The sequence below is a fragment of the Mycobacterium sp. PO1 genome, assembly GCF_017312405.1.
Lineage (GTDB): Bacteria > Actinomycetota > Actinomycetes > Mycobacteriales > Mycobacteriaceae > Mycobacterium.
Genome location: NZ_BLTG01000008.1, coordinates 49,996 through 63,864, shown reverse-complemented (window position 1 = coordinate 63,864; position 13,869 = coordinate 49,996). Strand labels below are relative to the sequence as shown.

The following is a 13,869-nucleotide window of genomic DNA, read 5'->3' as shown; positions in this document are numbered from 1 at the left end:
TTGGTGACGGTGTTGATCGTGGCCGGAGCGGGGGCGACGGCGATGTGTGCCGATCTGGGGTCGCGCACCATCCGTGAGGAGATCGACGCGATGGAGGTGCTGGGCATCAACCCGGTGCAGCGCCTGGTGACGCCGCGGATGCTGGCCGCGGGGTTGGTGGCGTTGCTGTTGAACAGTTTGGTGGTGATCATCGGGATCTTGGGCGGGTATTTCTTCTCGATTTTCGTCCAGGACGTCAATCCGGGGGCGTTCGCGGCGGGGATCACGTTGTTGACCGGGGTGCCCGAGGTGATCATCTCCTGTGTCAAGGCCGCCCTGTTCGGGTTGATCGCCGGCTGGTGGCCTGTTATCGGGGGTTGACGATCACCGGGGGCGGGGCCAAGGCGGTCGGTAACGCGGTCAACGAGACGGTGGTGTATGCGTTCATGGCGTTGTTCGTGATCAATGTGGTGGTCACCGCCATCGGTATCCGGATGACGACAGGCTAGGCGAGGCGCATGGGTACCTCAGCGGTGTTGCGGTCGCGGTTCCCGCGGCTGGTCGGCTATGCCGGGCGGCCGGTGGCGTTGTTGTCGCGCATCGGTGATCACACGCTGTTCTACGGGCGTGCGCTGGGTGGGGTGCCGCACGCGGCGGTGCATTTCCGCAAGGAGATCGTGCGGTTGATCGCCGAGATCTCGATGGGGGCGGGCACGTTGGCGATGATCGGCGGCACGGTGGTCATCGTGGGGTTTTTGACCCTGGCCGCCGGCGGCACCCTGGCGATTCAGGGGTATTCCTCGTTGGGCAACATCGGCATCGAGGCGCTGACCGGGTTCCTGGCGGCGTTCATCAACGTGCGCATCGCCGCGCCGGTGGTCGCCGGGATCGGGCTGGCGGCCACGTTCGGGGCCGGGGTGACCGCCCAGCTGGGCGCGATGCGCATCAACGAGGAGATCGACGCCCTGGAATCGATGGGTATCCGCCCGGTGGAATACCTGGTCTCCACCCGCATCGTGGCCGGCATGATCGCCATCACCCCGCTCTACTCCATCGCGGTGATCCTGTCGTTTCTGGCCTCCCAGTTCACCACCGTGGTGCTCTTCGGCCAATCCGGCGGCCTCTATGACCACTACTTCGACACCTTCTTGAACCCGATCGACCTGCTGTGGTCATTCCTGCAAGCCGTCCTGATGGCGATCGCGATCCTGCTGGTGCACACCTACTTCGGCTACTTCGCCTCCGGCGGACCCTCCGGCGTCGGCGCCGCGGTCGGCAACGCCGTACGCACCTCCCTGGTCGTCGTCGTCTCGGTCACCCTGCTGGTCTCCCTCTCCATCTACGGCTCCAACGGCAACTTCAACCTGTCGGGCTAGGGAAGCCACAGGAACCTGTCGGGTTAGGAGACTCTCGGGCTGGACAACACCCCGCTCAGGACAACACCTCACCGGTAGTCGAGCGTCACCGGCAGCCGGTCGTAGGTGTGCACGAGCGACGAGGGCCGCATGACCGCCTGGCCCGTGACACGCAATCCCTTGGTCCTGGCGACGAGCTCGTCCAGCACGACTCGCGCCTCGCGGCGAGCCAACGCCGCACCCATGCAGAAGTGTTCTCCGACACCGAAACCCAGATGACCCGCCGCGTCCGCGCGGTGCACGTCGAACTCCTCCGCGGTCGGGCCCCAGTGGTCGACGTCGCGATTGGCAGACGCGTAGGCGAGCAGTAGCCCGTCACCCTCGCGGATCATGTGGCCGCGCAGGTCGATGTCCTGCGCCGACTGGCGGGCCATGCTCATCACAGGGGTCCACCATCGCATCACCTCCTCGACGGCGTTGCTGCCCACCTCGGGATCGGCGAAGGCCTGCTGCGCCTGGTCGGGATGCAGATCGAAACACGCCGCTATGCCGGCGATCAGGCTCTGTGTCGTCTCGCTGCCCGCCGCCAGCAGTGTGAGCGCGTACGTCAGCACCTCGATCTCGTTGAAGGGCTCACCGTCGATGCGGACCTCGGTCAGCATCGACAACAGGTCATCGGTGGGCTCTTTCGCCCGCTCGGCCACGAGCGCCATCAGGTAGGGAGCGATCTCACCGAAAATGGTCTCCATGTCGCTGTCGTCGGCGACCCCACTGCCGGTCTTGGCAATCGTCGTGGCCCACCCGGCCACCTTCGCCCAATCCTCCTCCGGCACACCGAGCATGTGCGCGAACACATACACCGGGAACGGCTCGGCGACCCGCTCGATCCAGTCGAACTCGCCGTCGGGCAGACTGCCGAAGATCGATGCCGCCACCTCGCGGACACGGCCCTCGATCTTGGCGACCGCCGAGGGGGTGAACCGCACGCCGAGCGCCTTGCGGTGAGCCCGGTGCTGCGGCGGATCCATGAACATGATCCCGCGCGCCCCGTAACCCTGGGGGTCTCGTCCCTCGCGGTTGGCGATGAGATCCATCATGATCGCGATCCGTTCGGACTTGAACTTCTCCGGTCGCGCCGAAATCATCTTGATGTCGTCGTATTTCGTGATCACCCAGAATTTGCCCTGCTCGTACCAGTGCACGGGATCGTTCTCCCGCAGCTCACGGAACGTCGCGTTGGGGTCGCCGAGGTAGAACGAGGCGTCGTCGAAGCGAGCCTCGGAGAGCGCAGACATGATCGCCATGGTTGAACAATAGGACACATGGTGTGATGTTGTGAAGCCGAGCTCCGAAGGCGTGTCCCCAGGATGGACAACAACAGAACGAATACTGTTCAATTGTCATGATCCACCGCCTCCCGACGATTGCAGGAGATGACGCCACGGTGACCGACGTCGCGCCGCCCTCCGGGTTCCTGGCGGGTGTGCGCGTTCTGGACCTCGGCAACGGCGTGGCCGGCTCGTCCGCCGCGGCGCTGCTCGCATCGCTCGGCGCTGAAGTCATGCGGGCGCCGAGGCCCCGGCAGGACCGTTGGGGCCCGACCATCGACTCGGCATCGGGGCCGGAGGCTGCTGTCGACCTCGTGTTGGACCGGCAGAAGCGCGCTGTGACCACACAGTCCGTGCCGGATCTCGAGGGTGTCGACATCGTCATCGCTGACGGCGCGGTCCCGGCGCCGGAACCTGCCGAGGGCGCAGTGCTCGTCGTGATCTCCCCGTTCGGCGCCGACGGACCCCACAGCCACCGACCGGGAGGCGAAATCGTCGCCCAGGCCAGCGGCGGGCTCATGGCCACCATCGAGGACGGGGACGGCACGCCGGTTCCTGCTCCCGGCTACGTCGCGTCGAAGGCAGTCGGCGCGGTGGCCGCGCTCGCCGCGCTGCACGGGCTGGAACGGCGCAATCAGGCCGGCGGGCCGGTCGTCGTCGACGTATCCGCCCAGGAGGCAGTCGTCTTCACCGCCGCGCTGCCCGAGTGCGCACACGTGATGTATCGCTGCCCGGGACGCGCGGGAAGCGGCCGATACCTGGCCCCCTCCGGGTTGTTCGCCTGCCGCGACGGTCTGGTCCGGATCACCGCGGTGGAGAACCATCAGTGGCGGGGGCTGCGTGCGGCGCTCGGCGAACCGCCCTGGGCGGCGGGTCTGGACGAGCGGCCCGCGCGCATCGAGCACGCCGAGCTCATCAACACCCACGTCACCGAGTGGACCGCCGCCCGACACAAGGCGGATTGCGCAGCGCTGCTGCAGGCCAACGGCGTACCGTCCACGCCGGTCAATCAGCCCTCCGAGCTACTCGCATCCCCCCAGCTGGCGCATCGTGGGTCGCTGGTGGCCACCCGACTCGAGGGGCGCGACGCGACCGTGCTGGGCCCTCCGTGGACCGTCGGCCCGGGAGCTGCGGGCTCCCCGGTCCGTCCCGGCCTGACCGGGTTGCGCATCGCCGAACTGACCCACGTGCTGGCCGGCCCCATCGTGGGTGCACTGCTCGGGGCGATGGGTGCGTCCGTGTTGCGTCTCGAGGACCCTGAGCGACTCGACATCTACCGGCGCAGCGGGCCGTTCGCCGACGGTGTCGCCGGACCGGAACGCGGTGCCTACTTTGCGGTGGCCAATCACTCCAAGGGCAGCGTGCTACTCGACCCGGCCAACGCTGCCGAAGAGGTCGCGGCGATCCTGGCCGCCTCGGATGTGCTGATCGAGAACGTCGGGTCCGCGCGCCTGCACAGGCTCGCCGTCGACCCGGCCACGCTGGCCGGAGACGGACGGTTGACGCTGCGGGTGTCCGGCTTCGGTAGTGACGGTCCGCTGGCCGGATACCGCGTCTATGCCAACAATGTCCAGGCCTACGGTGGCCTCGCAGCCCTCTGCACCGCGGTGGACGGAGCACCTGCCCGCCTCGGCACAGTGCTGGCCGATCCGCTGTCGTCGGTCGTCGGCGCTGTCGTGATCGCCGCGTGGGCACTGGGACCGAGCCGATCGACCGGCGCCGTCGTCGATCTGTCCATGGCCGAGGTCGTCGCGTCGACGGTCTCGGAGTTCGTGGCGGCCGCATCCACCGATGATGTGGTGGCGAATGCCGCCGTGGTGCGCACGGTGCACCGGGCCAGCGACGATCGTTGGGTGGCCGTCGAATTGCGCGGTGATCAGTGCGAGCAGGCGCAGGCAGAGTTCGTCGCCGCACTGGTCGCCACCAACCGAGCCGACGATGCGGCATTCAAACTGCAGGGGGCCGGAATCGAAGCAGCAGTCGTGCGCCGTGCCGACGAACTGCTGGGCGATCCCCACCTGGCCGCGCGGGGCTTCTTCCCGGAGATCGCGCACCCCGACCCCGACCTCGACACCGGCCGACTGGTCGGATTGCCGTGGCGTTTCGCCGGCGAAGGCCCTGTGCCGCTGAAACCCCCACCTGCCCTGGGCAGCTCACATCCCGACCGCACGAGGACCACACATGCCGACATCGTCCCCTGATCGCCCCGCGACAGTATGGTCATCGACCTTCATACCCGCGAAATCTCCGTACTCGCAGTACGGTGCGGACGGTTACAGCGTGGCCTGGGTGGACACCGGCGAGGGCCGTCTGCAGGTACTCGTGGACGGCGCCCGGCCGACACCTGGCACTCCCGGCCGCCTGGTCACACGCACACTCGACGATGAGGCTGTCGACATGTTCTCGGCGGACGAGCAGTGACCGGGACTTTCCTCAGCGGCGTCGGGGTCACCGAGTTCGGCAGACACGGCGACACACCGCTGGCCGATCTCGGCATCGCCGCGGCCCGCAAAGCGCTCGCCGACGCCGAGATCGCCTACGACGAAGTCGGTGAGGTGTTCACCGCGTCCGCGCTCGCGCCGCCACAGACCGGGCTGCGGGTAGCGCTGGAGTTGGGCCGCACCGGGGTTCCCGTCACCGCGACCGAGAGCGCTTCGGCCGGCGGCCTGGTCGCGTTGCGTCACGCGGTATGGGCGGTGGCGTCCGGGCGCTGCCGTACCGCGTTGGCGATCGGCTACGAAAAGACCACCGCGCTGGAGGCGGGCGGTGTCGTGCCCGCGGCGGTGGGATTCTGGGATCGCTTCCCGCCACAGACGCATTACGCGATCGAGGCGGCACGCTGGCTGCACGACGCAGGCTGCGGTCCGGAGGTGATCGCGGCTGTTGCCGCGAAGTCGCACAACCAGGCCCGGTTGAATCCGTTGGCGGCCCGCCGAAGCGACAATGCGATCACCACCGATGACGTCCTGTCCGCCCGCATGGTGGCCGAACCCCTGACCAAGATGATGTGCCATGCCTCGGTGGACGGAGGAGCGGCGATCGTCGTCACCGCGGACCAGCGCCCGCGGTCGGTGTCGGTGCTCTCGGTGGAGCAGACCAGCTGGCCCAGCGATCCGCAGTGGCCTCTGGTCGGGCCCGTCGTCGGGCCGCCCTCACAGTTGACCAAGACTGCGAGACAAGCTTATTCGAGCGCCGACATCGACGTGTCCGACATCGACGTGGTGTCCCTGCACGACATGTGCGCCAGCGAGGAGATCACGGCGCTGCTTGCGATGGGGCTGGCGAGCTCGTCCGACGTGGTCAAGCTCGCCGAGTCCGGCGGGTTGGCCCACGACGGTGCACTGCCGACGAATACCGACGGCGGTTGCATCGCACGCGGACACCCGATCGGCGCGACGGGGCTGGCGCAAGCCGCCGAAATTGTCGTCCAACTGCGCGGTGAGGCCGCAGAGCGGCAGGTTCGTCACCCGCGCCTCGGGCTGGTGCAGGCGGTGGGAGGCGGCGGTTCCTGTGCTGCCGCGGTGCTTGCCGTGTGAGAGCAGGTAGGTGAGATCAGGCAGGTGTGATCAGGCAGGTGTGATCAGGCGATCGCACCGCTTTCCTTGAGCGCCAGGATACGGTCCCAATCGCCGCCCAGCTCCAGGATCAGTTCTTCGGTGTGGGCAGCGAATTCGGGCATCGGAGCCAATGCCAGCGGAGTTTCGTCGTAGAGCACCGGGCTGGCCACCAGATCGTAGGTGTCTCCGTCGTGCTGCACCGCGACGATGTTGCCGTTCGCGCGGACCTGAGGGTCGGCGGCGACCTCCGCGGTGTTCTGCACCGGCGCCCACTGGCCGTCGAACCCCTCGAGGGCTTCGCGCCAATGCTCGAGGGGGTGGGCGGCGATCGTGGCCTGCAGCACCTCGATGGCGGCAGGTGCGTTGGCGGTCAGCGACGCGTGGCTGGCGAACCGTTCGTCGGCGGCGAGATCGGCGGCACCGACGCGGCGACAGAATTCCGCGAAGTACCGGAAGCCCTGCAGCATCGACAGCCCGAGATGGCGACCGTCGGCCGTTCGGTAGAAGCCGACCAGCGGGTTGTTCGGTGTGACATTGGCGCCGGCCGGATTCGTCTGCCACGGTTCGCCGCTGACGAGCGCCGCGTTGATCGCCACCCCGGATGCCCAGACCCCCACGCCCAGCAGCGAGATGTCGACGATCCGGGCATTGCCCGTCCGCTCGCGTTCGAACAGGGCTGCGGATATCCCGCCGGCGATCGTCATGCCTCCGATCGAATCGCCGTAGGCCGGGCCTGGCTGCGGCACAACACCGTCCATGTCACACGGCGTGGATCCGAGCGCTCCCCCGGCACGGCTCCAGAACCCGGTCATGTCATATCCACCCGTGCCCGCATCGTCGCCGAGTGGTCCGTACGCGCTTCCGCGCGCGTAGATGATGTCGGGGTTGACGGCGCGCAGGTCATCGACGTCGATGCGCAGCTTCTTGCGGGCGTCCGGCAGGAAATTGGTCAGGAATACGTCGCTTGTGCGCGCGATGTCCATCAGCAGTTCGTGCCCGTCCGGAGTCGACATGTCCAGCGCCACCGAACGTTTGCCGCGGTTGGCATGCTCCATGACCGGGTTGCGCGCGCCGTCGACGGTGATGTGGCCGAGCTGGCGTAGTCCGCGCTGGGAGTCCCCGGTCTGGGGATGCTCGATCTTGATGACGTCGGCCCCCCAGTCCGCCAGCACGGCGCCCGCAGCCGGCACGAACGTCCACTGCGCCACCTCGAGCACACGCACTCCGGACATCGGTCCGCTCATGGATTCGAGTCTCCTTCTCTCGGCAGGAAAGCGCCCGGCCGGCAACTCCCGTGTCGGCAGACAACCATCCCCAACCGGTCGACGCGGCGGTTCAGCACGCAGGTCCGGCGCGATCCCAGCCGGTTACTGCCTGTACAGTAGAACAGAAAATGTTTATTTGCGATATGGTTGCCGAGTGACGGGTGCGTTGTCCCACCTCCGGGTGTGCGATCTCAGTGGGCAGCTGGCGGGTGCCGGAGCGACCAAGATCCTGGCCGCGTTCGGTGCGCAGGTCATCAGAGTCGAAGACCCGGTCAGCCGTGGCCTCTGGGATGCGTTGCGCGGTGTGGGACCGTACGTCGACGAACGCCGGGGCGTCGACCTCGGCGCCGGGTTCAACAACCACAATGCGGGCAAGTACGGCGTGACCATCAATCTGCGCACCGACGAGGGCAAGCAACTGCTGCGCGAACTCATCGCCATCAGCGACGTCGTCTGTGAGAACTTCGCCGCAGGCGTGATGGAGAACCGCGGCTTCGGCTACGAAGAACTGAAGCGCATCAAGTCCGACATCGTCTACGTGTCCAACTGCGGGTTCGGCCACAGCGGCCCCTATCGCGATTTCAAGACGTGGGGGCCGATCGTGCAGGCCGTCAGCGGGCTGACCTATACCTCCGGCCTGCCCGACACCGAACCTGCGGGCTGGGGGTTTTCCTACATGGACCACGGGTCCGCGTTCTACATGACCGTGGCCATCATGGCCGCACTGCACCACCGTGAACGCACTGGCGAGGGCCAGCACGTGGATCTGGCAACGGTTCCGGCCGGGATGGCGATGCTGCCGACCGAGATCCTCGATTGGACCGTCAACCGCCGCATGACCCAGCCCTCGGGCAATCGCGCCGATTTCGACGAGTACGCACCACACGGCATCTACCCGTGCGCGGGCGAGGACCGGTGGATCGCGATCGCCTGTCGCGACGACAGAGAGGTCGCTCTGCTGGCCAAAGTGCTGGATGAGCCGGCACTGACCGCCGACCGCTTTGCCACGTTGCCGCAACGCCTGACGTCTGTCGCAGAACTGGACGCGCTCGTCGGCGCTGCCACCACGTCCCGCGATGCGCCCACGCTCGCCGACGACCTCGTCGCCGCCGGGGTGCCCGCCAGTGTGGTGAAGAGTCCGGCCGAACGCATCGACGGCGATGCCGATCTCACCCGAATGGGGTTGTTCCCCAGCGTCACCCACCCGGATATCGGCAGGGTACGGGTGGAGGGCATCCCGATGACGTTCTCCGCCACCCCGTGGCATCTCGACGCCGGCGCACCCAAGTTGGGTCAGCACAACGACGAAATTCTGGGCACGCTACTGGGTCACGACGCCCAGGCGCTGGCCGACTGGGCCGAGCGAGGTGTGATCTGAGCGCGCTGTCCGACCTGCGGGTCATCGAGATCAGTGATCAGTACACCCCGATCGCCGGCCGGGTGCTGGCCGAACTGGGCGCCGACGTCATCGTCGTCGAGCCGCCGGAGGGCTCGCCGCACCGACGCCGTCCGCCCTTCGTCGACGGCGAGCCGGGCCTCGATCGCAGCCTCCGGTGGTGGGGCGCGAACGCGGGGAAGCGCAGCGTCACCATCGACGTCGAAGACTCGGCTGCTCTCGAGGTGCTGCGCCGGGTGATCGCCGGCGCTGACGTCGTGCTCGCCGGCAGCGACCGGGTGGCCGGTGACCGCCTCAGCTATTCCGAGCTGTCGGCAGAGCACCCCGGCCTGATCTGGGTCTCGATCTCGCCCTTCGGCATCGGGAGTGCGCGTACCGACGATCCCGTCACCGACCTGACCGTGCTTGCCGGAGGCGGGCCGATCTGGAACTGCGGCTACGACGACCACAGGATTCCGCCGATGCGGGGCTCCGGGGACCAGTCGGCCAACATCGGGGGAATGTACGGCGCCATCGGCGCACTCATCGCCCTCGCTCACCGCGACCACACCCGCGTGGGCCAGATCGTGGACGTCAACGTCACCGCGGCCTGCAACGTGACGTGTGAGCAGACGACCTACCACTGGCTGGTGAACCAAGCCGTCTGCCTCAGGCAGACCGGACGCCATGCGTACCCGACGCGCAGCTCTCCTGTGCAAGTGCGTTGTGCAGATGGACATTACGCGACCACCGGGGTGCTGCCCCGCAAGCCCGACGAATTCGCACGACTGCTCCAGTGGCTGTCGGACCTGGGACTCACCGAGGAGCTTCCCGAGGCATTCTTCCTGGAGTTGGCCGCGGGCCGCGACCAACCGGTGGACCTCGCCGCCATCGGCGAAGACGCGGAGACCACCGCGATCCTGAGCGCGGCCCGCGATGCCATGAGGCTCATCGCGTCTCACCTGCCGGCCAAGGAGTTCTTCTTGGCCAGTCAGCGACGCGGGTTCCCTGCCGGCGCCATCCTGCCTCCTCACGAGGCGTTCGACGACGAGCACTCGGTCGCGCGCGGAATGCACGTATCCGTCGCGCACCCGGAGTTGGACCGCACCGTGATCTACCCCGGCGCCCCCTACGTGTTCGGCGGCAGTCCGATCGGCCCACCGACGCGTGCCCCCCTGTTGGGCGAGCACAACGACGTGGTGCACAGCCTGGCCGACGACGTCGCGCGATGACGTCCGGACACCGCCTCACCCATGTCGGCCTCTGCGTTCGCGACGTCGAGCGGTCCAGTGACTTCTACTGCTCGGCACTCGGTTTCCGCAGGATCGGCGGCATGCACGTGGCCGACGATGCCAGCGCCCGACTCCTCGATGTCGACGGCCTGGTGCTGGAGCTGGTGTACCTCGAGCGCGACGGTTTCAGGCTGGAACTCCTCGGTTTCACCGAACCCGGCAGCACCGGCGTACCCGAGGCCCGGGCGATGAATGCACTCGGTTTCACCCATCTGTCGTTCCGGGTGGACGATGTCGATGCGTTGAGCGCCGCGATCGTCGCTCATGGCGGGCGCCTGCTGGCCGAGCGCAGCGTCGTTTTCGACGGCGGTAACCGGGGCCTGATCCTCACCGACCCGGACGGCACGTTGCTCGAGCTGATCGAACGCACCCCAAGGCGGGGCTAGTCAACTAGTCACTATTCGTCCGATTGTTCAGTCGAATGATAGACTGCCCCCGTGCCCGCGACCAGCGAGTTGACCTACTCCCCCTTCTCCAAGGCGATCTTCGACGACCCCTACCCGGTGTACCGCCGGTTGCGCACCGAAGCCCCCGTCTACCGCGACCCGGGAGAACGCTGGTGGGTGCTGTCCCGCTTCGCCGACGTCGCGAGCGCACTGCGCGACTGGGAGACCTACTCCTCCAAACTGGGACCGGCGCCGGAGAACCCTGATGACGACGGGCGCAAATACTCGGTCATCTCGATGGACCCACCCCGCCACGACCGGATCCGCGGCGTGCTGAAGGGCTTCTTCACGCCGCGTGCGGTCACAGCCATGGAGGGCGCACTGCAGCGGGTGGTCGACCATCATCTCGACCGGCTGACACCGGGAACCACCGTGGATGCCATGGAGGCGTTCGCCTTCTCCGTTCCCACCGATGTCATCGGTGACCTGCTCGGCGTCCCGCACGCCGATCGCGAACAGCTACGCGTCTGGTGGGAAGCGTTTCTCACCCGACACGAGGGTGAGGTCACGATGCCACCGAGCGCCATCGAGGCCAACCGCAGGATCAGTTCCTACATCGGCGATCTCATCGAGGCCAGGCGCACCGAGCCCGGAGACGATCTGATCAGCATCGTCCTGCAGGCCACGTTTCACGATCCCGAGATCGGTGACGACAGGGCACTGACGCCGCATGAAGTTCTGATGTTCTGCAACCTGCTGTCGGCCGCCGGGTCCGAAACCACCCAGAAGCTGATCTCCAACGGCTTGGTCGCCATGCACGATCATCCCGACCAGTGGCAGCGAATCGTCCACGACCACAGTCTCATTCCGGCCGCCGTCAACGAAGCCTTGCGTTACGACACGCCCAGTCACTGGGTGGCACGCACGCTGACTCGGCGCGTCGAACTGCACGGCGTGACGATGGAGGCAGGCGACTGGGTGCTGCTGCTGCTCGGAAGCGCCAACCGTGACGAGCGCCGCTACGACGACCCCGATCGCTTCATCCTCGACCGGCCGCGCGGCACCGACGTCTACTTCGGCTGGGGCATCCACATCTGTCTGGGTCAGTGGCTGGCCCGCCGCGAAGCGCAGATGGTGTTCGAGGCCGTGGCCAAGAAGTTCCCCAACTACGCGATCGGCGCACACGAACGGGTGTTGACAGCCACGGTCCGCGGCTACACCAGCGTCGAGATGATGCTGCGCTGATCCGATACCGCAGCGCGCTCGGGGCACTGGTCCGCAGACCCGATCCCGGGCACTTTCGGTGAATCACTGACGGCGAGCGAGTGTGAGCATGTCCGCCATCCTCATGGCGGCCATGACGCCACCGTCGCAGACGATGTCGGTTCCGGTGAGGTATCCGGGTTTGTCGCTGGCGCAGAACGCCAGGAGCTCGGCGATCTCGGCGGGATGGCCGAACCGTTTGAGCGCCCCGAGCTGCGCCAACGCACCCGCGCCGACATTCTTCTCGAGCCGGCCCATGGTGGTGTCGAAGGATCCCGGAGACACCGAGAGCACCCGCGCCCCCTTCACTCCGAAGTCGGCAGCCATCGACTTGCTGTACCAGATCACGAAGTTCTTGCACAGCACGTAGGCCAGTTGTGGTCGTCGCGCTCGGGGAGCCAGGTTGCACAATCTGAGCAGCTGGGTGACAAACCTGTCGGTGTCGGCCGTTGCTCGCCTGTAGCTCCAGACCGGAGCGAGAAACGCCGGGAGTTGATGCCCGGCGACCGACGCCACGTTGACCACGCCCATTCCCGGGTGCGCTATGGCGAGAAAGGCCTGGTCGATCAGGATCGTTCCCAGAGCGTTGACCTTCACGACGAGGTCCGCCGAGCCCATGCTCGGGCTGACCCCGGCGGCGTGTACGACCGATGTCACGGTGCCGACCTGTCGGGCCAGGTCGACGAGCGCGGCCACCGAGCCACGGTCGGTGATGTCGCAGACGGTGGCCGTGCACGCGATCCCAGCTTCGCCGAGTTCGCGTTCCGCGGCGCGCAGACGGTCGGGATCGACGTCGCTGATCACAACCGCGCTGTCACGGCCGAGGACATGCGCCGCAGCCAGCCCCATCCCCCCGGCGCCGCCGGTAACCACTGCCACGTTCGACATCGCTGTTCACCACTCCTCGGAGACTGAGCTCGGTACCGGTCATCGTAGGAGAAGCGAGCGGACACCGATTGTCGCGTCACCGTGGGCTATTCGAACACGCCGGGCGACTTCGAGTAATCGACGGTGGACAATTCGGTCATCCCGCCGTCGATGTGCAGCACGGTCCCCGTGACGAAAGCGGCGTCGTCACTGGCCAGGAACGCCACCGCCGGTGCGATCTCGGCGTCCGGATCGGCGCCGCGCTTCATAGGTGAGGCCTCCGCGGTGCGGGTGTAGTTGTCCCACTCGGTACCGATCATGTCGCGCTGCACGTCGGTCAACGCGAACGGACAGACCGCGTTGACCCGGATGCCATGAGCCGCCCACTCGTTGGCGGCCACCTTGGTCAACGCGCCGATTGCGCCCTTCGCCGCCGAATACGGCCCGGTGTAGGCGATTCCGCCCAGCGCGGAGCCGGACACGAAGTTGATGACCGAGGCCTTTCCCGCCGCCTTCAGGAACGGATGCGCCAGTTGCATGAAACGAAAGGTTGCCTTCGGGCCGGTGGCCTCGGACAATTCCCAGTCCTTGTCGGACACGAGTTCCAGAGCTTTCGGCATCGCGAAGTACTGCGCCGCGTTCACCAGCACATGCAATGCACCACCTGCCGCGGCGGCCTCGACCGCCGCGGCGATGTCGTCGCGCTTGGCCACGTTGGCCTTCACGAACGAGGCGGTGCCGCCGTCGCTCTCGATGAGCCCGACGCATTCGGCGGCTTTGTCCTCGTTCAGGTCGACGACCGTGACTCTCGCTCCTTCGCCGGCAAGCCGCCGCGAGATCGCCCGGCCGAGGCCTTGCGCCCCACCGGTGACCATCGCGTTTCGATCGTCGAGGCGGCCCATGGTTCCTCCTGGATGTAACAGTTGAACATTATTCGTTCTATCATTCAGTATCATGGCAGACTGCCACGGCTCGACACCAGGAAGGGGTACGGGATGCGAGTAGAGGTGGATCGCGATCTCTGCGAGTCGAATGCGGTCTGCGTCGGGATTGCTCCGGATGTCTTCGACCTCGATGACGAGGACCTGGCTGTGGTCACTGTCGACGAAGTTCCCCCGGCTCGCGAAGAGGATGTGCGTTCGGCCGTGCAACTGTGCCCGAAGATCGCTCTGACACTGCTCGAAGACGACTAGGCACCGCGA

At 67.1% G+C, this 13,869-nt stretch carries 13 protein-coding genes and 1 pseudogene; 10 read left to right on the top strand and 4 right to left on the bottom strand.

Annotated features, from left to right (window positions below):
* Window positions 1-488 (top strand): annotated as a pseudogene (locus tag J3476_RS03115) (ABC transporter permease); the annotation flags it as partial.
* A 9-nt stretch (window positions 489-497) separates the two neighbouring features.
* Window positions 498-1,355: an ABC transporter permease gene (locus tag J3476_RS03110; RefSeq protein ID WP_207065081.1), complete on the top strand. Its 858-nt coding sequence runs from the start codon at window positions 498-500 to the stop codon at window positions 1,353-1,355.
* 68 nt (window positions 1,356-1,423) lie between these two features.
* On the opposite strand, the gene J3476_RS03105 is transcribed toward J3476_RS03110, so the two are convergent.
* On the bottom strand, window positions 1,424-2,638 hold the full coding sequence (locus J3476_RS03105; protein ID WP_207065080.1) for a cytochrome P450: 1,215 nt from the start codon (window positions 2,636-2,638) through the stop codon (window positions 1,424-1,426).
* A 98-nt stretch (window positions 2,639-2,736) separates the two neighbouring features.
* Between J3476_RS03105 and J3476_RS03100 the strand changes: the two genes are divergently transcribed.
* From J3476_RS03100 to J3476_RS03090, 3 genes are all read left to right on the top strand, one after another.
* The gene (locus J3476_RS03100) at window positions 2,737-4,863 is read left to right on the top strand and encodes a CoA transferase (RefSeq protein ID WP_286182549.1); all 2,127 of its coding nucleotides are present in this window, start codon (window positions 2,737-2,739) and stop codon (window positions 4,861-4,863) included.
* Window positions 4,864-4,942: 79 nt separating this feature from the next.
* Window positions 4,943-5,083: a hypothetical protein gene (locus tag J3476_RS27810; RefSeq protein WP_286182548.1), complete on the top strand. Its 141-nt coding sequence runs from the start codon at window positions 4,943-4,945 to the stop codon at window positions 5,081-5,083.
* Window positions 5,080-6,198 (top strand): thiolase family protein, encoded by a 1,119-nt coding sequence (locus J3476_RS03090; RefSeq protein ID WP_207065078.1) that lies wholly within the window; start codon window positions 5,080-5,082, stop codon window positions 6,196-6,198. Before J3476_RS27810 ends, J3476_RS03090 begins: the two co-directional genes overlap by 4 nt.
* A 44-nt stretch (window positions 6,199-6,242) precedes the next feature.
* On the opposite strand, the gene J3476_RS03085 is transcribed toward J3476_RS03090, so the two are convergent.
* A complete protein-coding gene (locus J3476_RS03085) occupies window positions 6,243-7,463 on the bottom strand; it encodes a CaiB/BaiF CoA-transferase family protein (RefSeq protein ID WP_207065077.1) in 1,221 nt (406 codons plus the stop codon).
* Between the two features lie 175 nt (window positions 7,464-7,638).
* Here J3476_RS03085 and J3476_RS03080 point away from each other — a divergent pair, with 175 nt between their 5' ends.
* Genes J3476_RS03080 through J3476_RS03065 form a run of 4 tightly spaced genes read left to right on the top strand, consistent with a single transcriptional unit; the run spans window position 7,639 to window position 11,782 of the window.
* On the top strand, window positions 7,639-8,862 hold the full coding sequence (locus J3476_RS03080; RefSeq protein ID WP_207065076.1) for a CaiB/BaiF CoA-transferase family protein: 1,224 nt from the start codon (window positions 7,639-7,641) through the stop codon (window positions 8,860-8,862).
* Window positions 8,838-10,091 carry a CoA transferase gene (locus J3476_RS03075; protein ID WP_307726966.1) on the top strand — a complete coding sequence of 418 codons (1,254 nt, stop codon included), beginning with the start codon at window positions 8,838-8,840 and terminating at the stop codon, window positions 10,089-10,091. Before J3476_RS03080 ends, J3476_RS03075 begins: the two co-directional genes overlap by 25 nt.
* Window positions 10,088-10,537 carry a VOC family protein gene (locus J3476_RS03070; protein WP_207065075.1) on the top strand — a complete coding sequence of 150 codons (450 nt, stop codon included), beginning with the start codon at window positions 10,088-10,090 and terminating at the stop codon, window positions 10,535-10,537. Before J3476_RS03075 ends, J3476_RS03070 begins: the two co-directional genes overlap by 4 nt.
* Before the next feature lie 51 nt (window positions 10,538-10,588).
* The gene (locus J3476_RS03065; RefSeq protein ID WP_207065074.1) at window positions 10,589-11,782 is read left to right on the top strand and encodes a cytochrome P450; all 1,194 of its coding nucleotides are present in this window, start codon (window positions 10,589-10,591) and stop codon (window positions 11,780-11,782) included.
* A 63-nt stretch (window positions 11,783-11,845) separates the two neighbouring features.
* Here the strand turns inward: J3476_RS03065 and J3476_RS03060 are convergent, their stop codons facing one another.
* Both J3476_RS03060 and J3476_RS03055 read right to left on the bottom strand, forming a co-directional pair.
* Window positions 11,846-12,688, bottom strand: coding sequence for an SDR family oxidoreductase (locus tag J3476_RS03060; protein ID WP_207065073.1), 843 nt, complete (start codon window positions 12,686-12,688; stop codon window positions 11,846-11,848).
* 86 nt (window positions 12,689-12,774) lie between these two features.
* Window positions 12,775-13,569 carry an SDR family NAD(P)-dependent oxidoreductase gene (locus J3476_RS03055; protein WP_207065072.1) on the bottom strand — a complete coding sequence of 265 codons (795 nt, stop codon included), beginning with the start codon at window positions 13,567-13,569 and terminating at the stop codon, window positions 12,775-12,777.
* 93 nt (window positions 13,570-13,662) lie between these two features.
* Between J3476_RS03055 and J3476_RS03050 the strand changes: the two genes are divergently transcribed.
* Complete coding sequence (locus tag J3476_RS03050; protein WP_207065071.1) at window positions 13,663-13,860, top strand: ferredoxin; 198 nt, start codon at window positions 13,663-13,665, stop codon at window positions 13,858-13,860.
* The last annotated feature ends 9 nt before the right edge of the window (window positions 13,861-13,869 follow it).